At 41.5% G+C, this 23,863-nt stretch carries 23 protein-coding genes; 18 read left to right on the forward strand and 5 right to left on the reverse strand.

Going from position 1 to position 23,863, the window contains the following annotated elements; all coding sequences use genetic code 11:
• Positions 1 to 88: 88 nt before the first annotated feature.
• Positions 89 to 685 carry a TetR/AcrR family transcriptional regulator gene (locus IUZ65_RS17225; RefSeq protein ID WP_195705274.1) on the reverse strand — a complete coding sequence of 199 codons (597 nt, stop codon included), beginning with the start codon at positions 683 to 685 and terminating at the stop codon, positions 89 to 91.
• 170 nt (positions 686 to 855) lie between these two features.
• Here IUZ65_RS17225 and IUZ65_RS17230 point away from each other — a divergent pair, with 170 nt between their 5' ends.
• The 3 genes from IUZ65_RS17230 (at position 856) to IUZ65_RS17240 (ending at position 3,030) form a co-directional block, all read left to right on the forward strand.
• Positions 856 to 1,743 carry a LysR family transcriptional regulator gene (locus IUZ65_RS17230; RefSeq protein ID WP_195705275.1) on the forward strand — a complete coding sequence of 296 codons (888 nt, stop codon included), beginning with the start codon at positions 856 to 858 and terminating at the stop codon, positions 1,741 to 1,743.
• 189 nt (positions 1,744 to 1,932) lie between these two features.
• Complete coding sequence (locus IUZ65_RS17235) at positions 1,933 to 2,235, forward strand: PTS fructose transporter subunit IIB (RefSeq protein ID WP_195706410.1); 303 nt, start codon at positions 1,933 to 1,935, stop codon at positions 2,233 to 2,235.
• Between the two features lie 9 nt (positions 2,236 to 2,244).
• Positions 2,245 to 3,030: a PTS sugar transporter subunit IIA gene (locus IUZ65_RS17240; RefSeq protein ID WP_195705276.1), complete on the forward strand. Its 786-nt coding sequence runs from the start codon at positions 2,245 to 2,247 to the stop codon at positions 3,028 to 3,030.
• Positions 3,031 to 3,042: 12 nt separating this feature from the next.
• Here IUZ65_RS17240 and IUZ65_RS17245 read toward each other — a convergent pair whose 3' ends face one another.
• Positions 3,043 to 4,056: a zinc-binding alcohol dehydrogenase family protein gene (locus tag IUZ65_RS17245; RefSeq protein WP_195705277.1), complete on the reverse strand. Its 1,014-nt coding sequence runs from the start codon at positions 4,054 to 4,056 to the stop codon at positions 3,043 to 3,045.
• A 128-nt stretch (positions 4,057 to 4,184) separates the two neighbouring features.
• Between IUZ65_RS17245 and IUZ65_RS17250 the strand changes: the two genes are divergently transcribed.
• Positions 4,185 to 5,096 carry a LysR family transcriptional regulator gene (locus tag IUZ65_RS17250; protein ID WP_195705278.1) on the forward strand — a complete coding sequence of 304 codons (912 nt, stop codon included), beginning with the start codon at positions 4,185 to 4,187 and terminating at the stop codon, positions 5,094 to 5,096.
• Positions 5,097 to 5,115: 19 nt separating this feature from the next.
• On the opposite strand, the gene IUZ65_RS17255 is transcribed toward IUZ65_RS17250, so the two are convergent.
• Entirely contained in the window at positions 5,116 to 5,961 is an 846-nt protein-coding gene (locus IUZ65_RS17255) for a helix-turn-helix transcriptional regulator (protein ID WP_195705279.1), read from the reverse strand.
• 376 nt (positions 5,962 to 6,337) lie between these two features.
• On the opposite strand from IUZ65_RS17255, the gene IUZ65_RS17260 reads away from it, so the two are divergent.
• The 10 genes from IUZ65_RS17260 to mnmH all read left to right on the forward strand — a co-directional run bounded on the left by IUZ65_RS17260 (position 6,338) and on the right by mnmH (position 19,560).
• A complete protein-coding gene (locus IUZ65_RS17260) occupies positions 6,338 to 8,236 on the forward strand; it encodes a PTS fructose transporter subunit IIABC (protein WP_195705280.1) in 1,899 nt (632 codons plus the stop codon).
• A gap of 208 nt (positions 8,237 to 8,444) precedes the next feature.
• Complete coding sequence (manA, locus tag IUZ65_RS17265) at positions 8,445 to 9,644, forward strand: mannose-6-phosphate isomerase, class I (RefSeq protein WP_229638225.1); 1,200 nt, start codon at positions 8,445 to 8,447, stop codon at positions 9,642 to 9,644.
• 307 nt (positions 9,645 to 9,951) lie between these two features.
• Positions 9,952 to 11,457 carry a diguanylate cyclase domain-containing protein gene (locus IUZ65_RS17270; protein WP_195705281.1) on the forward strand — a complete coding sequence of 502 codons (1,506 nt, stop codon included), beginning with the start codon at positions 9,952 to 9,954 and terminating at the stop codon, positions 11,455 to 11,457.
• Positions 11,458 to 11,746: 289 nt separating this feature from the next.
• Positions 11,747 to 12,175: a universal stress protein gene (locus IUZ65_RS17275; protein ID WP_195705282.1), complete on the forward strand. Its 429-nt coding sequence runs from the start codon at positions 11,747 to 11,749 to the stop codon at positions 12,173 to 12,175.
• Between the two features lie 432 nt (positions 12,176 to 12,607).
• A complete protein-coding gene (locus tag IUZ65_RS17280) occupies positions 12,608 to 14,212 on the forward strand; it encodes a methyl-accepting chemotaxis protein (protein WP_195705283.1) in 1,605 nt (534 codons plus the stop codon).
• Between the two features lie 293 nt (positions 14,213 to 14,505).
• Positions 14,506 to 15,102, forward strand: a complete 597-nt coding sequence (gene trmY / locus IUZ65_RS17285; RefSeq protein ID WP_195705284.1) for a tRNA (pseudouridine(54)-N(1))-methyltransferase TrmY — start codon at positions 14,506 to 14,508, stop codon at positions 15,100 to 15,102.
• A 292-nt stretch (positions 15,103 to 15,394) separates the two neighbouring features.
• Positions 15,395 to 16,591, forward strand: coding sequence for an EAL and HDOD domain-containing protein (locus tag IUZ65_RS17290; protein ID WP_195705285.1), 1,197 nt, complete (start codon positions 15,395 to 15,397; stop codon positions 16,589 to 16,591).
• A gap of 45 nt (positions 16,592 to 16,636) precedes the next feature.
• Complete coding sequence (locus tag IUZ65_RS17295; protein WP_195705286.1) at positions 16,637 to 17,302, forward strand: PilZ domain-containing protein; 666 nt, start codon at positions 16,637 to 16,639, stop codon at positions 17,300 to 17,302.
• Between the two features lie 114 nt (positions 17,303 to 17,416).
• Entirely contained in the window at positions 17,417 to 18,472 is a 1,056-nt protein-coding gene (selD, locus tag IUZ65_RS17300; protein ID WP_269213900.1) for a selenide, water dikinase SelD, read from the forward strand.
• On the forward strand, positions 18,472 to 19,560 hold the full coding sequence (mnmH, locus tag IUZ65_RS17305) for a tRNA 2-selenouridine(34) synthase MnmH (protein ID WP_195705288.1): 1,089 nt from the start codon (positions 18,472 to 18,474) through the stop codon (positions 19,558 to 19,560). The genes selD and mnmH overlap by 1 nt, the downstream gene beginning before the upstream one ends.
• Here mnmH and IUZ65_RS17310 read toward each other — a convergent pair.
• Positions 19,546 to 19,791 carry a hypothetical protein gene (locus IUZ65_RS17310; RefSeq protein WP_195705289.1) on the reverse strand — a complete coding sequence of 82 codons (246 nt, stop codon included), beginning with the start codon at positions 19,789 to 19,791 and terminating at the stop codon, positions 19,546 to 19,548. The genes mnmH and IUZ65_RS17310 overlap by 15 nt on opposite strands.
• Before the next feature lie 434 nt (positions 19,792 to 20,225).
• On the opposite strand from IUZ65_RS17310, the gene IUZ65_RS17315 reads away from it, so the two are divergent.
• The 4 genes from IUZ65_RS17315 to IUZ65_RS17330 all read left to right on the forward strand — a co-directional run bounded on the left by IUZ65_RS17315 (position 20,226) and on the right by IUZ65_RS17330 (position 23,290).
• Positions 20,226 to 20,564 (forward strand): DUF3316 domain-containing protein, encoded by a 339-nt coding sequence (locus IUZ65_RS17315; protein ID WP_195705290.1) that lies wholly within the window; start codon positions 20,226 to 20,228, stop codon positions 20,562 to 20,564.
• 63 nt (positions 20,565 to 20,627) lie between these two features.
• Positions 20,628 to 20,966: a DUF3316 domain-containing protein gene (locus IUZ65_RS17320; protein WP_195705291.1), complete on the forward strand. Its 339-nt coding sequence runs from the start codon at positions 20,628 to 20,630 to the stop codon at positions 20,964 to 20,966.
• Positions 20,967 to 21,146: 180 nt separating this feature from the next.
• Positions 21,147 to 22,949: an ABC transporter transmembrane domain-containing protein gene (locus IUZ65_RS17325; RefSeq protein WP_195705292.1), complete on the forward strand. Its 1,803-nt coding sequence runs from the start codon at positions 21,147 to 21,149 to the stop codon at positions 22,947 to 22,949.
• Between the two features lie 197 nt (positions 22,950 to 23,146).
• Positions 23,147 to 23,290, forward strand: coding sequence for a hypothetical protein (locus tag IUZ65_RS17330; protein ID WP_195705293.1), 144 nt, complete (start codon positions 23,147 to 23,149; stop codon positions 23,288 to 23,290).
• A gap of 203 nt (positions 23,291 to 23,493) precedes the next feature.
• Here IUZ65_RS17330 and IUZ65_RS17335 read toward each other — a convergent pair whose 3' ends face one another.
• Positions 23,494 to 23,751: a YdcH family protein gene (locus IUZ65_RS17335; protein WP_195706412.1), complete on the reverse strand. Its 258-nt coding sequence runs from the start codon at positions 23,749 to 23,751 to the stop codon at positions 23,494 to 23,496.
• Positions 23,752 to 23,863 lie beyond the last annotated feature (112 nt).

Consider the following 23,863-nt stretch of genomic DNA (forward strand, 5'->3'; position numbering starts at 1 on the left):
GATTATTAGGCTGGCATTAAATTAGACCAGTCGTCTAGCGTTGATATCTAAAAAAACCCGCCAATCGATTGGCGGGGATTTAACAAATTTAGAGAACAATATCTCCAGATAGAATACGTTCTGATGTATGTAAGGCTTGTTCTAGATTTGATACATCTTTGGTCAATTTATGCATCAATGCAGCCCCTAACCAAAGGTTATAAAGAAATTGCGCCGTATCTACGCTTTGGCTTACTTTTATTGACCCATCCTTCTCACCTGCTGAGATACAGTTCGCTACCCGTTCAACGATCTGATTCGCTCCCTTCATTAATACCAATCTCATCGGTTCTGACAGATCTGAGATCTCGGCGCTAAGTTTAACGACTAAGCACTTGTTCGCACCACAGTCCGCTTGCTCTGTACCACCCCACATTTTCCAATACTGGATGAGATTGTCATAAGCCGAATTACTTTCTTGATTGAACAGTGTTTCTAAGCGCTCGAAATAATTTAGAAAATAATCTTCTATTAACGCCTCTCCAAACTGTTCTTTCGATTTAAAGTAATGGTAAAAAGAGCCTTTCGGAACTTCCGCATGCTTGAGCAGTTGCGCCAACCCAACGTTAGTAAACCCCTTTTCTACAACAAGGTTGTATCCAGTGTCTAAAATATGTTGTCTGGTATCTTTGGTTTCTATTTTCATGCGCCAACAATACACTCAATTAGACCAGTCGTCTAGTGGCATAAGGAGAAAACCATCATCATCGCTTTCTTTATCTATTTGATATGGCGCATCTAACATTTTTCGACGCAATTTAAATGGTAATATAAAACCAATAGACGATTTCAATAGTTTTTCTTACGGTGACATTCATGCTCGATAAAATGGCTTTCTTTATCTATGTTGTTCGCACAGGTTCCATTTCCGCTGCCGCTCGTAAGGTCAATATTTCAGTGTCGGCAGGGAGTCGTTGGCTGCAAGAACTAGAGCAAAGTTTTGGCGTCCCCCTTTACCGACGCAATAATCGCTTACTCAACCCGACACCTGCTGGACAGAAGCTTTTCCGAGAGTTTTCTTCTGTCGTTGATCACGCTGAGACCCTATGTTTACAGATGCAAGATTTTCAGCAATGCGACAAAGGCCATATCGATATTGTTTGTACCCCTGTTTACGCTAATCACTACCTGATGGAAAAAATCAATCGTTACTTACTTTTAAATCCTGACGTAACTTTCAATATAAATATAACCCCATGGGCACTCGATTTTGCCGCTGATAGTGACCTGTCAATCAGTGCGAATACGGTATATCAAGGTTACAGAGAGCGAGATCTCCACCTTGTGCGCCGAGAATTAATGAAAAGTCCGTTTGTCGTTGTCGCGGCGCCAAATTATCTCGCTCGTCACACTGCACCATCGTTACCTGAGGATTTAACGACACATCAATGCCTTTTCGCGACCACGTTAACAGGCAGCAATGATTGGGCATTTACTAAAGGTGATGAATGCCAAATTGTTAAGATCCCGACAACATTAGAGGTGAATGATAGCGATCTGCTTCTTCAGGCTGCCATTTTGGGTTCCGGCATCGCCTATCTGCCTGATTTTATCGTACAGCAAGCGATAGACAATGGGGAGCTTGTCGTACTATTAGAAGAATTTGAGACGAGTATATGGAGCCTAAATATCCACTACCATCCACCGGCCTCAGCTTCCCCTGTCGCCATCCACTTCAAAGAGTTTTTATTGGCTAAGTCTTAGTCCGTAAATCAGGGGGCACTGGCCTAGGTGTTAGATTTAGAGAAATCAACGTATCGACTCCATTTACCAATGTAACAAGGTTAATTTGTAAGTAACCTCAAAAATATGACCTTACCAATTAGAATCGCTTCCCCGTTAATTGGGCATGCTATAAGATGATGACAATTCTACTCACCGATAACTATGCAAATGAAAATAGTCGCTGTAACCGCCTGTCCAACAGGTATCGCACATACTTATATGGCTGCTGATGCGCTGCAAAAAGAAGCCAATCGACAAACCATCCCCATCAAAGTAGAAACACAAGGTGCAATGGGTATCGAAAATCAACTGAGTGCTATCGATATTGCCAACGCCGATGTCGTACTGATCGCTTCTGATATTGAAATCGAGCAAAGAGCACGGTTCACTGGCAGTAAAATACATTGCGTCACGATTGAAGAAGTATTGATTGATGCATGCCGAGTATTGACTCGCTGTAAAGAACTGTAGTTATTCACAATGCGTATAGAACGAAGAATTACTTTTATTATTGGTCTTGAGGGTTTTGCAGCTTGGAAGCTGAATCGATTGAAAACGCTCTCCAGTTATTTTCGCTCGGTCGTTATTTTAAAGAATATCTCTAATGGAAAGAACGTCAACGCCGAGCATACACTGCAAGTAATCAGTATCGGTAGCCAACAGAATCACCTATGCCAGCTTTGGATAGAGGGTTCAGACGCTGAACTAGCATGCATGGTGCTGACCGATTTTATTGCAGATCAATTTGAAATCGTGAATACATCTCATGAGAAAACCGAGGAATTTAGCTATTCAGTGATAGCAAAACACCCCGCTTTTTCACTGCCATTTCCAATCACCTATGGCTTTAAGCAGTTCCAACCCTCTACTTCTATGGAAAAATACGCACTCATATCAAAGATATGTCACATGCTCAATGCAAGGCATGCGCAGCCGATATTTGATGCCATGTTAAAAAGAGAAGCCATCTCTTCTACGTGCATTGGTAATGGTATCGCCTTGCCACATATTATGGTTCAAGGCATTGATCAGCCTTCAATAGCGGTGATTAAGCTATCGACACCTGTCGACTGGTATTCAAAACAAGGTCATGTGAATACGATCATCGGCATTGTCATCCCTGCGCCAGCCAAAATGCCGGTTATCAAAGCCTGTACTCAGCTTACTCGACAACTACTTGATGAAGCGTTCTGCCAACTTTTGACTTCCACGTCTGAACCCGAGGCATTAAAAGCCATTTTACTTCACACTATGGCAAGGCAATAAGCATTTTTTGGTCTAAAACCCTTCTAATACAATTTTTCCCTTCGCTTTCTGCGACTCGAGAAGTCCATGAGCCTTAATGATGTTCTTAGCATTAATAGTGCCGAAATGGTTTCCCACTGTAGTTTTAAGTAAGCCTTCGTTAATCAACTCCGAAACCTCGTTGAGCAAATCATGTTGTGCTTGCATATCATCGGTTTTAAATAGTGAACGAGTAAACATTAACTCCCAGTGTAATGAAATACTCTTACGTTTTAATGCCAACACATCGAGCGATGCAGGATCATCAATCAATCCAAACTTACCTTGTGGAGCTATTGATTCAACTATCTCACCATAATGTTGCTCGGTATTATTTAAGCTAACCACATAATCAACGTTATCGTATCCTATCTTCTTGAGCTCGTGGCTAAGGGGTTTGTTATGGTCAATGACATGATGAGCGCCAAGTTCTTCTAACCACGCTTTGGTTTCAGGGCGAGAAGCCGTACCAATAATGGTCAAGCCAGTTAGGCGCTTCGCAAGTTGAACCATGATAGACCCCACGCCGCCTGCTGCACCAATAATCATAATCGACTTATCGTGATTTTTTTTACCCACTTCTACCTCTAGACGCTCAAACAACATCTCCCATGCGGTAATGGACGTTAATGGCAACGCTGCTGCATCAGAATATGAGAGGCTTTGCGGCATATGGCCGACGATACGTTCATCAACCAATTGAAATTGGGCGTTGCTCCCAGAACGTGATATATCACCCGCATACCAAACCTTGTCCCCAACCTTGAATAGAGTCACATCCGAACCCACGGTTTTGACCACACCCGTCGCATCCCAACCAAGAACTTTCCACTCACCCTTTTCTGCAGACGTGTTATTTCGCACCTTTGTGTCAACTGGATTGACTGAAATAGCCTTCACTTCAACAAGAACATCGTGTCCTGTTGCGGTCGGCACTGGTAACTCAATGTCTTGCAACGCATCTGCTTGATCAATAGGTGACGCGTGCTGATAACCGATAGCTTTCATTTTGACTCCGAATGTTGTAGTGGAATGAGACACTCTTTTACGAGCAACTTAAGTAACCCTAGTTTATTTGACATGAAACGTTTGAAAAACTAGAGTCTATTAACATCTATTTCAAAAAAAATTTGAAAATGAAAGCTCTTCATGATTTTAGAATATTTATAGAAGCGGCCAGACTCAGCAATCTATCTGAAGCGGCACGAAATATGGACCTGACGCCTGCCGCAGTAAGTGCTTGTATCAAAAGACTAGAAGCTGACATTGGCTGCTCTCTGTTTATTCGATCGACACGCAGGCTGAGATTGACTCAACAAGGAGAGCTATTTCTTGCAAGTTGCCAACAAGCTCTCACATTGATTGACGACAGCTATTCACAAATACAGAATGGCCGATCTGAGCTTAGTGGCCTTTTGCAGTTATCTATGCCATCGGACACGGGTCGAAATATACTCTTGCCTTGGTTAGATGAGTTCATGCAAAAACACCCAAAAATCACATTGCGAATTCAACTGTCAGATAGTTTCGCCGATCTTTATAGCCAACCTGTCGATGTTGCTTTGAGGTTTGGTCACCCAAAAGACTCTAGTGTGGTTGCGTTACCCATTGCGCGAAAGAATTTTCGTATTCTCTGCGCTTCACCCGAGTATATCGACACGTTTGGCGAACCCGTTTCACCTCACCAACTTAAACACCACAATTGCCTCTGTTTTTCTCTTGATGATGCCCTTCACACTCGTTGGCGCCTAATCAAAGATGGATTAGAAGAGTCGATTGCCGTGTCGGGGAACCTGATGACCAATGATGGTGACGCAGTTCATCGATGGGCGCGAGCAGGAAGAGGCATTGCATTTAAATCCATCATCGACATTGGTGAGGACCTAAAAAGTGGTAATTTAGTCCGATTGTGTAAGGATTGGCAAGGTTCACCGACGCCACTCAACATGATTTGCGCGGATCGAAAACAACTCAACCCGACCATCCAAGCGCTTCGAGAGCACCTGACTGCCAAATGTGACGGCCTATTTCAGGCATTACATTATTAATTCCTGGTGTCTATTGAACTTACCCCATACCTCGGTATTCGCTTGGGGTATGGCCCGTTTTATTTTTGAATACACGAAAAAAGTAATTCACATCTTGAAAGCCACATCGCGTCGCCACCTCGGCTAATCGAAAGTCGTATCGCCGTAGCATGAACTTGGCTCGATCAACTCTTACCCACGTAATGTAATCGGCTAATGTCATATGCCCTTGCTGGCGAAACAATCTAGAAAGGTGATTAGGAGAAATATTGAAACGCTCCGCGATGCTGGAGCGAGTAATCATACGATGAAAGTTCTCTTGAATATGGATACATATCCCCTGATACATATCCTCACCCCGTTTCTTTGCGGTGTGCGCAGGGTCAGAGATCATGGTCTGTGCGTAACTCATTAACGCCGTGAGAAGGTGTTCATCCATTGGGCTCTTTCTAGGCTCGCGACCTAACGCGTTTAACGCCTCTAGAATATGGTCAATCGCATGGCCTGTGCGCGTCTGAATGCTGTGTTTCTGCACGTCAAAAAAACCCGTTTCGTCCTTATTTTTGCTGACCAGACTGAACCCAAGTTGGCGACGGCCAAACAACAAACTCAATACTGAACAATCTGTATTCCAATCGGGTTTATTCCAACAGTTCGGTGGAATGTAAAGGGCGTCGCCCGTAAGCACCTTAACGCTGACGACCCCCTGCTCAGGGTCTTCGATTTGATTGACATATTCTCCACTTATCACTAACTCAAGCCTTGGAAAGTTCACCTGATAACTAAACTGTGGAGGCGTCAAATTATCGGTCGCAAACCATATTCGGTTGAAACTTTCACGCTCAGACAGTAGCGTTTCTATTAAACTATGAAAAACCGCGCTCATAACAACCTCAATGAAATAGTGAACCAGCAAAAACGATTAAAAACGCCGCAAATTCGTGAGGCTACGCACGTTTCTCTTGCCACATCTCGAGTCACTTTAATCCAGAAGCCAGTATAAGGAAAGAAAATGTACATTTTATTAACAATGGCATTTATCAATTTATATTTATAAGTTACTGATACAATAGAATTTAAATGTCATATTTTTCATTTCAACGAAGATGCCTGTTTCGAGCGCTAGTTCACACTAATTTTAGTCGGTTACAATAATCCAGTAAATGTCTTCCTCGTACACTATCCGAATCGACGTAATTCTACGAAAATAGTGATAACAAACCGGGTAAACACTTAATAGCGACAATCATGGAGACAATATTATGATCACCGAGTTAATCAATGAAAAATTGATTCGTCTTGATCTTAAAGCTACGAATAAAAAAGAGGTATTCGTAGAGTTAATTGACGTATTACACGCAGAAGGACGCATCAGCGACAAAGAACAGTTTTTAACCGATATAAACGCACGTGAAGAGCTAGGAAATACGGGCTTTGAAGATGGCGTCGCCTTACCACACGCGAAAAGTAGCGCAGTCACTAAACCTGCCGTTATTATTGGTGTCAGTAAGTCAGGCATCGACTATGGCGCTGAAGATGGTAAGCCTTCTAAACTTTTCTTTATGATCGCCTCTCCAGATGGCGGATCTAATCACCATATCGAAGTGCTTGCTGAATTATCATCTAAATTGATTCAGAATGGTTTCATCGAACAATTTCTTAAAGCAAAAACAGAAAAAGACGCGTTAAAACTACTATTGAAAAAAGTGGAGCCCGCGGGAAACAATCCTGTTGCTGACAAAGGTTTTCTCATTGGTGTAACGGGTTGCCCTGCAGGTGTTGCGCACACCTATCTAGCCGCTGAGGCACTCGAAAGAGGCGCAGCAGAGTTAGGTTACGAAATTAAGGTTGAAACCAACGGCTCTATTGGTGTGAAAAACTCACCAACATCAGAAGAGATCGAAAAAGCGGATGCGATAGTTGTCGCTTGTGACAAACAAGTTGATATGAGTCGTTTTGCTGGCAAAAAATTAATTGAAACGAGCGTTAAAGCCCCTATTAGTGACGCGAAAGGATTAATTACGAAAGCATTGAGTGCCCCTGCTTATAAAGCAGACGGAAAAGAGAGCAGCGACACACCTAGCTCTATTTCAAAAACGCGCGGAGAATTATACCGTTACTTAATGAATGGCGTATCTCACATGATCCCGTTTGTGGTCACGGGTGGTCTATTGATCGCGCTTGCACTTGCGATTGGTGGTGAACCTACCGAAGCGGGTATGGCTATTCCCGCAGGCAGTCTATGGAATAAAATTTTAGATGTAGGTGTTGTTGCGTTCACTTTGATGATCCCTATTCTAGCGGGTTATATTGCTTACGCTATTGCAGACCGTCCTGGCCTTGCTCCGGGCCTAATTGGTGGTTGGATTGCCAACAACGGTTCGTTCTATGGCGCGGAAGCCGGAACCGGATTTATTGGTGCCATTATTGCTGGTCTATTGGTTGGTTACTTTGTTCGCTGGTTAACAAGTATCAACTATCACAAATTTATTCAACCTCTCGTTCCAATCATGATCGCTCCGATCCTTGGTTCGTTATTTATCTCTGCTCTATTTATCTTTGTTATTGGTGCACCAATCGCAAGCTTAATGGATGGCTTGAATGCGCTACTAACGAGCATGAGCACAGGTAACGTTGTTCTGCTTGGTATCGTCCTCGGTGGCATGGCAGGCTTTGATATGGGTGGGCCTTTCAACAAAGTCGCCTTCTTATTCTCTGTCGGTATGATCGCAAACGGACAAACTCAGTTCATGGGTGCAATGGCTTGTGCTATACCGGTCGCACCGTTAGGTATGGGTTTAGCCACAGTACTCGGACGGAAACTGAACCTATTCGAAGCCTCTGAAACTGAAGCAGGTAAAGCAGCAGGTGCGATGGGCTTAGTGGGTATCTCTGAAGGGGCTATTCCTTTCGCCGCTCAAGACCCGATGTCTGTAATACCAGCGAACGTGCTTGGTTCAATGGTCGCTGCAGTCATGGCTTTCTCTTTCGGCATTACGAATAGCGTTGCACACGGTGGTCCAATCGTCGCATTGTTAGGTGCAATGAATAAACCCCTTCTTGCTATAATGTGTATGGCCGTCGGTTCTATTGTTACTGCGCTCGTTTGTATTACATTGAAAAAAATACGCCAAGGCAAGACTGAAACTGCGTTAGCATAATCGTTAAACACCAACGCTAATGTTTCAATCTGTTCATAAACCCTCCTAATTTAGGAGGGTTTAGTTTTAATACAAATATGACACTAATCAATACAACTACTATAAATGTATTTATTTCGTATTGTCACTGCATTTCTATTCAAAAATAGCGTAAACTACGTTTAATTTCACCATTCAAATTAAATCCAGATATTCGGAAGGGAACATCATGACTCAAGCAAAAAATCCGTGCTTTTTCCCAATGCAAAACGTTATTCAAGACTATGCATGGGGTAGCCGAACTTCAATAAATCAACTATTTGATATCGAAAACCCAGACAACAAACCTCAGGCAGAAATCTGGATGGGCGCCCACCCTAATGGTTGTTCTAAGATAGTTGAAAATGGTGAAGAACAATTGCTTTCCGAATTTATCAATTTGGATAAATCTGGTATTTTGACGCTAGGAACCGATACTCAATTTGGTGAACTGCCTTATTTGTTTAAAGTCCTCGCCGCAGAAAGTGCGCTTTCAATCCAAGTCCACCCAAGCAAAGAGCAAGCAGAAATAGGGTTCCAAAAAGAAGAGCAAGCCGGTATTCCGCGCACCGCTGGTCATCGAAACTATAAAGATCCTAACCACAAACCAGAGTTAGTTTACGCACTGACATCTTATCAAGCGATGAACGGCTTTAGAGAGATCGCTGACGTCGTTGCACTATTTGATAAAGCGAGCGTGCAAGCGATCCAAATTATCGTTGATACTTTCAAAGCATCGATTGATGAAACCGGCCTTGAGGTATTCTTCTCTGCACTGCTTTCTTTAGAAGGCAAAGTTAAAGAAGCAGCCGTTGCCGAACTACTTGCTTTTTCGAAAGCACATAAAAACGATCCTCTATTTAGTCTAATCCTCGAGCTTTCTGAACTATACCCAGGAGACATTGGTCTATTCGCTCCGTTGATGCTTAACGTTATTACACTGCAACCACGCGAGGCTATGTATTTAGACGCCTGTACTCCTCATGCCTATCTAAAAGGTACCGGTTTAGAAATCATGGCTAACTCAGATAACGTGCTACGCGCAGGTTTAACCCCTAAGTTTATTGACGTTGAAGAGCTCGTCAAATGTACTATCTTCAAAGAAAAACAGGCGAGTACGTTGCTGGCAAATCCAATTGACCAAGACGGCGGACTTTTTTACCCGGTTCCTGTCGATGATTTTAAATTCGCGGTATTCGAAGGTATCATTGGTCTTACGCTTCGCACCGACAGCGCTGAAATCTTGCTTGCGCTCGATGCAAAAGTAACGCTCACTCATTTAAGTGGTGAGCAGGTAACCTTTAACAAAGGTCAGTCCGTGTTTATCCCTGCCTATACAGGAAAATACCAAATCACTTCAAAGGGCCGAGTGGCTCGCGCTTTTAACTAGCAATTAACTACACGTTAAACCATAAAAACCAGAGGCTTTAAACCTCTGGTTTTTTGTTAGGCATAATTCGATCTAAAACCTTAATCAATAAGACCTCTCTTAATAAAACATCGGCGTTTTTATCTATTAAATTAGGCAAAAAAATCGGCCTATTAGCGCCTTAATTCGTTATTTTACTTAAAAACGCATTAATACCACTCACTTTATGATATCAGTAGGCTATGAAATTGCTTGTTAACATAAATATCTGTAATGTTTGCTAAGCGAAAATTAGATATTTATTGGATTTAAAACTGGAGTTCTGGCGATGGCGATTGAGCAAGCCTACTTTTTTAGCGTAGCCCTCATTAATTTGGTATTCGCTTTTGCCGCGACACGGGTAAAAGAATTAGAGAATCGCTCCAACTCGATCAGATTTTTTATGATCGCGTTTTTTGCTTACTTTGTTAGCTGGTTTATCTACGTGTTCGAAGTCAGTACTGTGTTGGAAGTCACATCAGCTTTCACCTCGACCATTTTTGTCTGGGCAATGGTCATTTTCGCCTGTAAGCGAACAGCTACAAAGGTTCCGTGGTTATTAATCATTGGACTCTTTAGCCTTAATTGTGCTGCGCAACTCTATTTTATTTTACAAAGCGATCTCACTTACTACTTGCACATAAGCGGTGTATTTTTGCCAGTGGCTTTTGGTTCTATCAGCTATATGTTTTTACGGTTAAAAACCGTTCGATACCCCTCTGATAGCGTCGTCGGCTACGCATTTTTGTTCATGGCCTTCGTCATCATGAGTCGCTCTATATTGATGGAAGTATCGCCTGAGTTATTTTCTCAATCCAGTATATATTCACAAATAGTCTGGCCCGCTTTCTGTGCTGTCATTGGTGTATTTGCCTTGCTAAGTTACACCGAAGAAATTCAAAGCAAACTGGAAAAAGAGTCCAATACTGACCAGCTCACTGGTATTTACAATCGTCGTATGTTTGATAGCAAATTGAAACATGTGCTCGGTAAACTAATCCAACACAACCATGTTGGCGCTTTAATCTACCTAGATTTGGACGGGTTTAAGCCGATAAATGATCGATTTGGACACTATGTTGGTGATACCGTTCTTATTGAACTCGGCTCTCGCTTGCAGCATCGATGTCAATTTAATGAAGTCGTCGCTCGGTTAGGCGGTGATGAATTTGCAATACTCATCGTCAACGCGGGCCGTTCACTAGACGAGGCAGAAAGCCATGCGCAAAAAGTGGCGCAACAGATACAGCAACTAGTAAAAAGTCCAATCAATACTCATGGTTTAGTATTACAAGTTGATTGCAGCGTTGGGATACATATGTTGTCACCAAACGCTCAGAGTGCTCATATTGCGCTAAGAGAAGCCGATAATGCGATGTATCGTTCTAAGAAATCACAACGAGGCAGTATCACTTTCTCAAATGAAACACCCAAAGAAAACTACAGCATCGCTAAGATAGGAATAGACGAAATAGATGAAGATCACCAACTGTTGGACGACCTCATTCAATCTGTTGACAGTAATCATCGAGACTTCAGTGACTTTAGAAGCCTGTTTAAGCAACAGATGAAGCAGCATTTTCAAAATGAGGTTAAAGTGAGTAAACGACTCGGTCTAAACATGACTTCAGAGCATATTCAACAACACGCTCAAATAATCAAATCACTCAATGAGCTATCCTCTCTTGCAGACGAAGATAGCGTGCATGAGTATCTGGCCATCGTCCATAAAATATTAGAAACTCATGCACTTGAATTCGATAGAGCACTTGTACCCTCTCCCAAACATCATTGATAGGGCGACAACGGCCGAAATATTTAGCCATTCTAAGTACCCCTTACAAATTTTGTTGTTTCACACAACCTTGAAAACCACCCTCTCTGTTTCGTTTGAAAAAAGATGGAATTTATTCACTAGAACCATTCTGAACATCGTCATAATACGTGTAATTTGAACAAAATCGTTTGATAGAACTCATTTTATTAAGGTAATAAAGCTATCACTCAGTTTGTACAAGAGATGATTGATAAAAACGTTATTATCACCCTACACTTAAAGAAAGTAATGAAGAGGAAAATAGACAATGAGTTACACCCACATACTTGTTGCTGTAGATTTAAGCGACGATAGCCAATTATTGGTAGACAAAGCCGTTGACCTTGCCAAAGCAACCAAAGCCAAACTATCACTTATCTATATCGACGTAATGAAAGATGACGACTTCACTCATCAGATTGTACACTCGTTTGTGAATGACAGCGCCAATAACAACATATTACAAGAATCGAAAGCACAGTTGAAGACGCTTAAAGAGAGCACTTCCTATCCCATTGAACACACCTTGGTGGGTTTTGGCGGTCTCTCTCAAGAGCTAGAAGATGCCGTTGCTGAATACGAAATCGATCTCATTGTCTGCGGACATCATCAAGGATTCTGGCACAACATCAACTCATCGGCTAAACAGGTCATGAAATCCATTCCTGTGGAGTTATTGGTCGTTCCGTTAGTCTAGTGTCTTGCGACGGTTATCCGATTTTTTTCCGTTATTTTTAGTCAAGGTACATTCCATATAACTCGTCTTTCTATTCAGCTCCATAATGCATTAACAGGTGCATCATTTTGTTTTTTATAGGTGCACCTTCAAGTTCCAAACTTAATATTTCCCTTGTATAAACTAGCTATTGATTCAATTTTAACGGCTGGTCTATATAAAATACCTTTGTTTTGTCGTGTAATAATATATGGTATCTATGTATCTCTTCATCAATTAAGAGAAATATTTCAGAATTAAACACGTCGATAGCAGAAAACAAAAAAAGAGGGTTTATTCATAAATAGAAGTAATTGAAGATGAATATGCGTTTTGGCGTTCTACACATTTGCAACCAACGTCAATTTAGTTGGTTGCCTGTACCCATTGGACAATTTTTGAAGGTAAGATTTGATGGCAGATAAAGAAAGAAAATTTGGAGACAACGCAACGCTTGTTTCTGTTACTAATTTGGATGGTGTCATTCAGTACTGTAACCGTGATTTTATTGTAATAAGTGGCTATTCAGAAGACGAGTTGATCGGTTCAAATCACAACCTCGTTCGCCATAAAGATATGCCAAAAGCGGCCTTTGAAGACCTTTGGTCTACAGTTAAAGCAGACAAACCTTGGAAAGGCATCGTTAAAAATCGTTGTAAAAATGGAGACTACTATTGGGTTGATGCCTACGTGACTCCAGTCCTCGAAAATGGCAAAAAAGTGGGTTACCAGTCGGTAAGAAGTTGCCCGACAAGAAAGCAGATAGACGATGCACAGGGTCTATATAAGGACCTGAATAATAACACTCAGAAGAAAATCCCAAAACCAAGTTTGTACGCCACAATGACGCTCGCCACTCAAGTTAACACGATTGTTGGTTTAGCATTCATCACCTTCTTAGCCATGCAATGGAATGAGAATCAACTGTTTAGCTTAGATATTTTTGATGTCGCCAGTAACCTATGGACAATATTGTTATTTGGAATACTGCTGTATTTAATTAATTTTGACGTTGTGCAAAGAATCAATAGATTAACCCATATTATTAAACGTATTTCCGCTGGCGATCTGACCGAAAAGATTGAGATCATCAAGCAAGATGAAATTGGTGAGACCGTAATGTCAGCGAAAATGCTTCAAGGACGGTTAAAAGCCGTTGTTGGAAGGTTTGGTGAGTCTTCTCATGATTTGGTTCTCGCGACGGAAGTACTCGCGGAAACAAGCAGCACAACCAAAGAAAGTATGAATTTGCAGCATATGGAGACAGAACTGGTCGCAACTGCCATGAATGAAATGAGTTCAACGGTAGCAGAAATTGCCCAAAACACCTCTCGTACATCTGAACTCGCATCAACAGCCGATATCGCAGCCAACAAAGGTAAAATAATGGTTTCGTCTACAAGAGACACTATTCTCGAACTGGCTGATAGTCTTTCTAGCATCTCAGAAACCATTAACTTACTGGCAAATGAATGTCAACAAATACGGGATATTACCGAATCTATCAGCAGCATCTCAGACCAAACTAATCTGTTGGCACTGAATGCGGCGATAGAGGCGGCAAGAGCAGGGGAACATGGCAGAGGCTTTGCCGTGGTGGCCGATGAGGTTAGAGTCCTTTCGTCTCGAACTCAGCAGTCAACGGTAGAGATAAATACCATGATCGAAAAACTGCAAAATGGTAGCACTAACGCAGTAAATGCCGTCGATAAAGGGATAGAAAAAGTTCAATTTTCAGTAGAGCAAATTCAAGGGACCGAAGACGCCTTTTCGAAAATTGTAGAATCTGTCGCCGATGTCAATGACATGAATATGCAAATAGCGACGGCCGCAGAAGAGCAATACAGTGTCGCTGAAGAGATGAATCAGAATGTAACGTCAATAAGTACCCAGTCATATAGAACAGCAGACAGCATTCATCAACTAGAAGAAAAAGTCGAATCGTTAACCAAGTTATCAGCATCACTTGAACTCCAAATGGACCAGTACAATCTAGGTGATTCTGTTTCTATGCCTTAGTGTCGGTCGGTATTCCTCATGGCTAGTCGCTTTAGGCGCTGGTCATGAGGCTCTCGCCTTCTTTCTTCTTTTTGCTTTCCTCTTTCCTCTTTCCTCTTTCAACGTAACCATTCAGATTCGACTAATCCATTCGTATAATGAGTCCGCGATAAATTCGTCAAAACATTTTGAATTATTACCCGTTACATCATTTGCTAAAGCTGCAATAATAACGGTCATAATGTTTGGTGGCCTTATAAATAAGGGCATTCTCATCTATAAACAAACCAATTCAATCAGTAGGACAATCATCTATGCGCGCGTTTGTATTACGAGCTAGAGCGGCCTCCACTGACAGCCAACAACTTTTGGCGTCGGTTGGACAAGAAGCACACAGCGAAATTTTGGCTCACACTTTAATGAATACCATCTTTGTCGCGCAATCCCATCGTGATGATGTCGTTGTTTATCTCGTACTAGAAAAGACTCAAGACTATTCTCGTACCATCTGCTTCAGCCCAAATGAGATTAGTAATTTCGGCGGATTCCATGAACAGGCACTTTTAGATAAGGTGGCGAATGCACTGGACAAATCAAAAGGTATGCTTAAAGAAGAAGAGCGCCAAGTGGAACCGGGCATTACCGTGCGAACCGTTAGTTTCGAAAAGTTAGTACAAGAACTCGCTGAAGACTATCAATTATTCATGATGGACAAAAAAGGCACCCCTATACGGGAACAAGAATTCATTGGTAACCCCTGCTTTTTGTTGACCGACCATATCCCTATGCCAAAGAAAAGTTTCAATAGTTTGAAACGACTTGGGGCGATAAAGATAAGCCTGGGTCCAAGAATGCTGTTTGCCTCTCAATGCGTCGTATTGATTCACAATGAACTAGATATCAATCATTAATTCAATAAGTCTTTGAGGTCACCTCTATTTCTCAAGTTTATTATCGATGCAGTGAAATTCAAATGGTTGTCGTTTGGATTTCACACCACAATTTCGTCACTATCGCTATCCTTGCTTCACACTCTTTATCTTACGTGCGTATTTTGCATATTAAATATCCACTCGATTGATACAGTACAGCTATCACTTTACTTTCTTCAATAAATAACGGTGATACTTCTGAAATTAATGTCGTAACACACTGTTATAACTAACATCTTCTTCATAGTATCATCCGATAGATAACATATTTATGAGTTACTCATTCGTTGCACGACAACCTATTTTAGATCGCAATAAAAATACGTTTGCCTATGAGCTCTTATTTAGAGATGGTTCAAAAAATGCGTTTCCACAAATAGATGCCGATCAAGCGACCAGTCGAATCATGCTCGATCAATTTTTCAGCACTCAGTGTCCTGCCATAGGAGACAAAATAGGTTTTATTAACTTTCCGTATAACAGCCTCGTTTCACTTGCACCTTTGTTGCTGCCAAAAGAAAAAATTGTCGTTGAAATATTGGAAGACTGCTCGCCAACGGATGAATTATACGCGGCGATTGTTCGACTCAAGTCCGAAGGATATTGTATTGCATTAGACGACTTTATCCCTGCGCCTGAATGGCGCCGGTTTTTACCTCATATCGACATTATCAAGTTTGATATCCGTGTTGTTCCACTCCCAAAGGCCGCACGTTTTATCGAAAAACTGAAAGGATCGAAGATAAAGTTTCTAGCCGAAAAGGTTGAAACCCACGAAGAATTTCAACAAGCATTTGCGTGCAATTTCGATCTATTTCAAGGGTATTTTTTTAGTCGACCAGAAATCATCAAACAGAAAAAAATATATCCATTCCTTGAAACCGTGATTGAGTTATGCAAAGAGATATCGAACAAAGAGATCAACTATAAAAAGTTAGAAGCTATCTTTATCTCAGACGTTACGCTCTCATTTAAACTATTACGTTACGTCAACTCATCTCAACTTTTAACACCCATTCGTTCATTTCATCAAGCCCTCGCTTTTTTGGGTGAAGAAAAACTACGAAAGTTTATTTCCCTCGTGACCATCTCTTCTATAGCGGAAGATAAGTCCGATATTTTGTACACACTCTCTATACAAAGGGCTCGTTTCTGTGAATTGACGTCACAATATAATGAGAACGATATGAGTGATAATCAAGCGTTCTTAGTCGGTTTATTGTCTTTATTAGACGCATTATTTGACGCCCCTATTGAAGATATCGTCGATATTCTTCCTGTTGAACTAACCGTAAAAGAAGCGTTGTTATTTAACTCTGGAAAGCTAGGAAGATTGCTTTCTCTCGTCAAAGCGTATGAAAAAGCAGACTGGGAAAGCGTTGCCCAAATAAACACCCTTTTAGATTTTAAAGAGGATTTCACTCGCCATTGTTACGACCAATCAATGCGTTGGTCAGAAGGCCTTTAAAGGCCGAAAAATAATAGACAGAGCAACTTATAATGGAATTGTAATTTGAGTAACCCATTCGTAAAAGCCGAAGAGTTAAAAAGATATTTGGATTTTGGCATGAAATTATCTGGAAACATAGCGTTTATGGCGGAAGAGTATTATACATTCCAATGTAAATTTATCGGCCTTAAAGAAGATAATTATCTTATATTCGAACTCAACTCTAAGGTAATGGAAGACCTTATCACTCGTAAAACAACAGGACTCGACATCATTATTCGAGGATTTGCAGATACAGACGTTGGCCATGTGATTGCATTCAAGAGCCACATTATGAGCATTAAAACAATTGGGTCATGGTTGCTGTTTATCCAATATCCAAACCGTATTGAAAGCAAACCGATAAGAACGAGTAAACGGTTTAAAGTCGATATTTCTGCTGATGTTTACGTTAACAATAGAAGGTACGCAGCACGCTTCATCGATATCTCAGTAAGTGGTTGCGCACTATTCTTCAAAGAAGACAATATTGATATAAAAATTGGTAATGAAGTTATCATCGAACCTGAAATGACACATATTCCAAAACCCTACCCTAAATCAACTGTCGTCAATATGCGCCGTTATGGAGGCGGTCTAATAATCGGTGTTGCATTAGAGAAAAAGATCGTCATGAATGACGACCTAAGGTTAGAAGTACTTAATCATGTCATTGAAAGCACAACTTGATGAGCAACGAAATATCCACTTGTACCATATCAAAACGATTGAAACGCCTCTGCTTTGTGTAGTGACTAGTGCCTTCATCAGGAGTAGAATTATCTCTCTTTTTAAAATGGAATTATCATGGAACCTATTCGTCTAACTCAATACAGTCACGGCGCAGGTTGTGGCTGTAAAATATCCCCTCAAGTACTTGATACTATTCTAAAAACTCAGATATCGCCATTTAACGACCCGAACTTACTGGTCGGAAATGAAAGCAAGGATGATGCGGCAGTTTATGATTTAGGTAACGGTACTGCCGTCGTTAGTACTACTGACTTTTTTATGCCTATCGTTGATGACCCATATGACTTCGGTCGTATCGCCGCCACAAACGCAATAAGCGATATTTACGCAATGGGCGGAAAACCCATTATGGCCATCGCCATTTTAGGTTGGCCAATTAATATCCTCGCCCCAGAGATCGCCCAAAAAGTAATTGAAGGTGGACGAGCGGTCTGTGCTGAAGCGGGAATTTCTCTTGCTGGTGGCCATTCCATCGACGCCCCTGAACCTATATTTGGCCTGGCAGTAACTGGCATTGTGGAAACCGACAGAGTTAAACGCAATAATCGAGCAGAGAGTGGTTGCGAACTTTTCCTAACCAAACCACTTGGAATTGGAATCCTGACGACAGCTGAGAAGCAATCAAAACTTGCTGAAAACCACAAAGGTCTTGCACGAGACTGGATGTGTAAGTTAAATAAAATTGGCGCTGAGTTCGCTGATATCAGTTCAATAAAAGCCATGACAGATGTCACTGGATTTGGCTTACTCGGTCACCTAAGTGAAATCTGTGAGGGCAGCGGACTTAAAGCAGAGATTACCTTTGCCAACATCCCTACTCTACCGGGTGTATTCGACTATATAGACCAAGGTTGTGTACCAGGCGGTACGCAAAGAAACTTCGATAGTTACGGAGAAAAAATTGGCACGATCACTGATCAACAAAAAGCCATTTTGTGTGACCCTCAAACCTCTGGAGGCTTACTTCTCGCCGTTTCAGAAGAAGGCAAAGCGACCGTTAAAGCCCTCGCGGATAAACATGGTATTGAGCTTCTATCTATCGGTAAACTAATCAAGCCGACGGACCAATTAGATGGCAACAACCATGCTCTTATCGAGGTTGTTTGATGCAGCGACAAAATTGCAGTGATTATAAAACGCTCTTTAACAAGGACATCCCATTATTGGATGTTCGCGCACCTGTCGAATTTAGTCAGGGTGCGTTTCCATTATCGGTAAACATGCCGTTAATGACAGACGAAGAGCGTTCAGCAGTCGGTACATGTTACAAGCAAAAAGGGCAAGAAAAAGCCATTAAGCTGGGTCATCAAATGATCAACGGCGAACTCAAAGATCAACGAGTCGCAATGTGGAAGGCCTTTTGCGAAGCGAACCCTGATGGGTACCTATATTGTTTTCGCGGTGGGATGCGCTCACAGATTACTCAGCAATGGCTTAAAGAGGTAGGTATAGACTACCCATTTGTTACCGGTGGATACAAAGCACTACGTCGATTCTTGATCAATACTGTAGACCAGTCCTCTACTATGCCTAAGATCGTTCTTGGTGGTAACACTGGTAGCGGTAAAACAGACCTCATCAAATCTCTTAAAAATGGCATCGATATTGAGGGGGCTGCAAATCATCGTGGCTCGTCTTTTGGTCGCTATGTAATAGAACAGCGTACTCAAATTAATTTTGAGAATCAGCTTGCTATTCAAATGGTAAAAAAATTGGAACAAGGCTGTAGCAATTTTGTTTATGAAGATGAGGGGAAAACGGTAGGATGTGCCTCTGTGCCCAACGCTATAAGAGACGCGATAAGTGAATCTAATTTAGCGGTCATTGAAGACCCTTTCGATATTCGGCTTGAGCGCTTACTTCATGAATATGTAATTAAGATGCAACTAGATTATATCAAACACTATGGCGAAGAGTTAGGTTGGAAAGCATTTTCTGATTATCTCAATCAAGGGCTATTTAAAATACGAAAAAGATTAGGATTAGAACGCTACGGTGATCTTCTTCAAGCTCAGCAGGATGCGGTAAAAACAATGCAGAGTTCCGGTGATGTCACTCATCATGTAGATTGGCTAGCGCCTTTGCTCAAGCAGTATTATGACCCCATGTATGAATATCAACTTGGTAAAAAATCTGAACGTATTGTTTTCCGCGGATGCTACTCTGAAGTAAAAGCGTGGCTAGAAATTGTTTAGACGCCTGTTTTGCTTTTGCTTAGCCAGCTTCTCATTACCTCTTTTGTAATTTCCCGTAATACGAGCCATTAATTGCTGCCCATCGCCGTCAGAAAAACTGTCGGCGTCATCCAAAAACTCATCTGCCTTTCGTCCTCGCAACACCGTGGCTTTCTTGCCTCGGTGAAAGATATGTACTTCTTCTGCTATTTTTCTAAATGTAAAACCTAAATTTTCTTCTTGTATTTTCATTTAAATGAGCTCCATTTCAAATCAATGATTTTAACACCTATCGATTAACTTCTATTCGAAGAATATACGCTCGCGCCTTGCAAGTCATCATACAGAATTAACAATTCCAACCTTCTTTATCATTTATTTTTATATTTTTTCAAAATAAATACACAAATCATTCTCGAATTAGCTTTCTTTGGGCATTTTTTGAATCAGATCACATAACTTATAACAGACTGAATATACACGATATAAGTTGTATCACGTAATGAATGCAAGGTTTTTATCTTTTTATTAGTGCTTGTTTTTCCATAATCAATGGCCCCACCACCCATTTACTACACGACCGTATAGTATAATATGAATTCCATAGGACGACACAAGGCCAAACCTGATCGTCCAATTGAACTCTCTATTTCAGATTGCGTTATTTATTCAAAAAGGATTACAACATGAAAAAGTTAATTGCTATTACTGCTGGTCTACTGGTTGCTTCTTCTGCATTCGCTTCAGTACACACAACGTATAATGAAACATCCGTTTCAACGTCAAACTTCCAGACAAAAGCAGAAGCGTTTGATGCAGGTTTTGACATCACCGATTCTCTTCAAGCCATGACACAAACTCAACTTCGTAATGAGTTACCTACCATCACTGAAAGTGGTGTTCGCAATGTCACTCTTGAAGCAACCGAAGTAAAAGTAGAGGAAGTTGCGATTGCTCGCGGAGACGTTCAATACCGTGCCGTTATTGCTGTGGACTACAGCTTCGATTCTAAAGAAAGAGATTAATCTCGGACACTTGTCTATTCAAAGTACAAATAAAAACAACACTTTAATAATAAGGTACATAACATGAAAAAAATCATTACTCTTACTGTCGGTTTACTCGTTGCTTCTTCAGCGTTCGCTTCTGTTCAAACCACGCACAGTGAAACATCAATTATTTCAACATTTTATCAGACCAAAGCTGAAGCGCTAGACGCAGGTTTTGATATCACAGATTCGCTACAAAGCATGACCAAAAGTCAGCTGCGTTATAAACTACCAACTTATGCATCCAATGGTGTTCGCGATATCGCGGTCGACAATACGCAAGTTTCTGTTGAAGAGTTTGCCGTTACGCGTGGTGAGATCCAATATCGTGCTGTTGTTGACGTAGATTATCACTTCGATGCAAAAGAAAGGGACTAATCGTCCATTTCAATTATGTTGTACAAAAAAACCAACGGGCAAAGGATAGCCTAGTGGTTTTTTGACTAATAAATCAGCATCCAAAATAATATCACAATACGCCATTTACAAAAAAGCAACATATCAACGCAATTGTAGTGCTATCATCAAGTTACCAAACAACTTACGGCAGAACGATAGATGCAGGCCAACGACACAAGAAACGCTGAAATATCAACATCCACATCAAATGGCGAAACAAAAAAACTCACCGTATTATTCGAACTCATTCGATTCATCCGTCCTTATAAAGGTCGCGTCGTTCTCGCTCTCATCGCCTTACTATTTACCGCAGGTATTATGCTATCGGTAGGACAAGGCGTTCGGTTTCTCATTGATGGTGGTTTTGCACAAAACTCGCTAAGTGAGCTTAAGAAAGCCATTACCTTTTTGCTTACCATTACTGTCTTTATTGCTGCTGGTACCTACTCTCGATTTTATCTTGTCTCTTGGTTAGGTGAACGAGTCAGCGCCGACATACGTTTGGCGGTTTTCAATCACGTTATTACTCTGCATCCAAGCTATTTTGAAACCAACGGCAGTGGCGATATCATGTCCCGCATCACAACGGACACGACGTTACTCCAGAGCATTATCGGCTCGTCATTTTCCATGGCAATGCGCAGTGCGCTTATGTTTGTCGGCACATTAGTCATGCTTTTTGCGACCAATATTAAGCTCACACTTGTGGTGATGGCAATTGTCCCGTTGATACTGATCCCTATCCTTGTATATGGTCGACGCGTAAGAGCGTTATCGAGACTAAGTCAAGATTCAATGTCGAATGTTGGCAGCTATGCAGGCGAAGCTATCGAACATATAAAGACGGTACAAAGCTATACCCGCGAAAATGAGGAACGCGTATCGTTCGCCAACGAAGTGGAAAAAGCATTTGCCATCGGTAAGCAGCGAGTTCAACACCGATCTATATTAGTCGCTGGCGTAATTATTATTGTCTTTGGCGCGATAACCGGCATGCTTTGGGTCGGAGGTAGTGACGTCATTCACGGAACAATGTCTGGTGGTGATTTAGGTGCATTCGTCTTCTACTCTATTATTCTTGCCTCATCACTAGCGACAATCTCTGAAGTACTCGGTGAGCTGCAGCGAGCAGCAGGAGCAACCGAACGCTTAGTTGAGATATTGCAGGTGAAAAGCCATATCTTGCCGCCAGTTAAAGACACGTTGAAGGCGGCCGACTTCAGCACCGAAATAGCCTTTGAAGAAGTAACATTTCATTATCCGTCACGGCCAGACCAATCTGCCACTAACCAATTGTCTCTCGTTGCTGAAAAAGGGAAAGTATTGGCACTCGTCGGCCCATCTGGAGCAGGAAAAACCACACTGTTTGAACTATTACAACGGTTCTACGACCCGCAATCTGGCAAAGTCACACTTGGTGGAATAGATATCAAAGAGCTCGATCCTAAAGATCTACGAGAGCAGATGGCGTTGGTTCCTCAACACCCCGCTCTCTTTAGCAGCGATGTGTTTCACAATATTCGTTACGGAAAACCTGACGCCACAGACCATGAAGTGATTGAAGCCGCAAAAAAAGCACATGCTCACGAATTCATCGCCAACTTACCCGAGGGCTACCATAGCTTTCTTGGTGAGAAAGGCGTTCGATTATCTGGTGGACAGCGTCAACGTATTGCTATCGCAAGAGCAATACTAAAAAACCCAACCATTCTGTTGCTCGATGAAGCCACATCAGCCCTTGATAGCGAAAGTGAACATCATGTGCAACAAGCACTCGAAGAACTAATGAGAAATAGAACGACCCTGATCATTGCTCATCGATTATCAACAATTCAGCACGCGGATCAGATCGCAGTATTAGAAAATGGCAGGCTGGTGGAAATGGGAGATCACCAAGCGCTCATGGAAAGCTGCTCGTTGTATCAAAGGTTGGTTGAACTGCAGTTTAAACACCTAAATTAGCGTCCTGTTAACCGGTATGCATAGAAGATCGGTCACTTAAATTGGGCACAGAAGTGCCCTTTTTACGTTCAATCCTATCGAAAAACACCAAAATTAATAAAAGTGAAACAAAAGTGACACAAAAGGGTTGCATTGAAAATGCAATGTATATACAATGTATTTAATCGAGATTGGCAATGCAATGTAAGGGGAATATTATGACTGTAAATAACGATTTGAGAGCTGCCCTAAAAACTTGGAAGTCGACTGAGCTTACAGAAATGAACGAAGCACCGATTCTATTTAGACTTGTAGGCCTTGCTGTTGTATCTGTATCCACTGTTTTAGCGATTCTGATGTAACATCTCTCTTGTAAAAGAGCTGTCAAAAAAAGAGCCAAGAAAGTAGACTGTAATCGTCTTTTTTCTTGGCTCTTTTTTGATCTCATCATCTATCAAAAAATATCTCTATCGTTCGTCTTCACTTAGTAATAGATCAAACTCTCCCGTTAATTTGACGTCAAGCAAAGCCTAAACGCCATGCATACTTTACGGGCTCCGGTGGTTTACTCTTTTGCTTGCTCATGATGTTTGGTTAGCTGCTTATATAAACTGTCTTTTAGCGCCATACGTTGAAGCTTTAGCTCATGCATATTGTCATCATCAATTGGGCTCCCTGCTATCTCTAGCTCGCGGATACTGTAGTCCAGTTCATGATATTGCTGAAGATCGGCTTTGAATATTGGGTCGTCGTGGTTAAGCTGAACAATGTCTAATTTAAGATCAGGAAAATCTAAGATAAAGGCATGGTTTTCATTTAGCATCGGCATTCTCTCTTCAGTCGGATTACCTGTCATTATAAAAGTATTTTGCTCAAAAAAATGTGGCTTAAAACACAAAGCATTAAGTGTGTAGAAAGCGACGCTCTCAGAACTA

The sequence above is a fragment of the Vibrio sp. VB16 genome, from assembly GCF_015594925.2.
In the GTDB taxonomy this organism is placed as follows: domain Bacteria; phylum Pseudomonadota; class Gammaproteobacteria; order Enterobacterales; family Vibrionaceae; genus Vibrio.

Excerpts from the sequence above, each read along its gene's own strand:
- IUZ65_RS17225 (WP_195705274.1), bottom strand. The coding sequence starts at position 685 with ATGAAAATAGAAACCAAAGATACCAGACAACATATTTTAGACACTGGA.
- IUZ65_RS17230 (WP_195705275.1), top strand. The coding sequence starts at position 856 with ATGCTCGATAAAATGGCTTTCTTTATCTATGTTGTTCGCACAGGTTCC.
- IUZ65_RS17235 (WP_195706410.1), top strand. The coding sequence starts at position 1,933 with ATGAAAATAGTCGCTGTAACCGCCTGTCCAACAGGTATCGCACATACT.
- IUZ65_RS17240 (WP_195705276.1), top strand. The coding sequence starts at position 2,245 with ATGCGTATAGAACGAAGAATTACTTTTATTATTGGTCTTGAGGGTTTT.
- IUZ65_RS17245 (WP_195705277.1), bottom strand. The coding sequence starts at position 4,056 with ATGAAAGCTATCGGTTATCAGCACGCGTCACCTATTGATCAAGCAGAT.
- IUZ65_RS17250 (WP_195705278.1), top strand. The coding sequence starts at position 4,185 with ATGAAAGCTCTTCATGATTTTAGAATATTTATAGAAGCGGCCAGACTC.
- IUZ65_RS17255 (WP_195705279.1), bottom strand. The coding sequence starts at position 5,961 with ATGAGCGCGGTTTTTCATAGTTTAATAGAAACGCTACTGTCTGAGCGT.
- IUZ65_RS17260 (WP_195705280.1), top strand. The coding sequence starts at position 6,338 with ATGATCACCGAGTTAATCAATGAAAAATTGATTCGTCTTGATCTTAAA.
- manA (WP_229638225.1), top strand. The coding sequence starts at position 8,445 with ATGACTCAAGCAAAAAATCCGTGCTTTTTCCCAATGCAAAACGTTATT.
- IUZ65_RS17270 (WP_195705281.1), top strand. The coding sequence starts at position 9,952 with ATGGCGATTGAGCAAGCCTACTTTTTTAGCGTAGCCCTCATTAATTTG.
- IUZ65_RS17275 (WP_195705282.1), top strand. The coding sequence starts at position 11,747 with ATGAGTTACACCCACATACTTGTTGCTGTAGATTTAAGCGACGATAGC.
- IUZ65_RS17280 (WP_195705283.1), top strand. The coding sequence starts at position 12,608 with ATGGCAGATAAAGAAAGAAAATTTGGAGACAACGCAACGCTTGTTTCT.
- trmY (WP_195705284.1), top strand. The coding sequence starts at position 14,506 with ATGCGCGCGTTTGTATTACGAGCTAGAGCGGCCTCCACTGACAGCCAA.
- IUZ65_RS17290 (WP_195705285.1), top strand. The coding sequence starts at position 15,395 with ATGAGTTACTCATTCGTTGCACGACAACCTATTTTAGATCGCAATAAA.
- mnmH (WP_195705288.1), top strand. The coding sequence starts at position 18,472 with ATGCAGCGACAAAATTGCAGTGATTATAAAACGCTCTTTAACAAGGAC.
- IUZ65_RS17310 (WP_195705289.1), bottom strand. The coding sequence starts at position 19,791 with ATGAAAATACAAGAAGAAAATTTAGGTTTTACATTTAGAAAAATAGCA.
- IUZ65_RS17315 (WP_195705290.1), top strand. The coding sequence starts at position 20,226 with ATGAAAAAGTTAATTGCTATTACTGCTGGTCTACTGGTTGCTTCTTCT.
- IUZ65_RS17320 (WP_195705291.1), top strand. The coding sequence starts at position 20,628 with ATGAAAAAAATCATTACTCTTACTGTCGGTTTACTCGTTGCTTCTTCA.
- IUZ65_RS17325 (WP_195705292.1), top strand. The coding sequence starts at position 21,147 with ATGCAGGCCAACGACACAAGAAACGCTGAAATATCAACATCCACATCA.
- IUZ65_RS17330 (WP_195705293.1), top strand. The coding sequence starts at position 23,147 with ATGACTGTAAATAACGATTTGAGAGCTGCCCTAAAAACTTGGAAGTCG.
- IUZ65_RS17335 (WP_195706412.1), bottom strand. The coding sequence starts at position 23,751 with ATGCTAAATGAAAACCATGCCTTTATCTTAGATTTTCCTGATCTTAAA.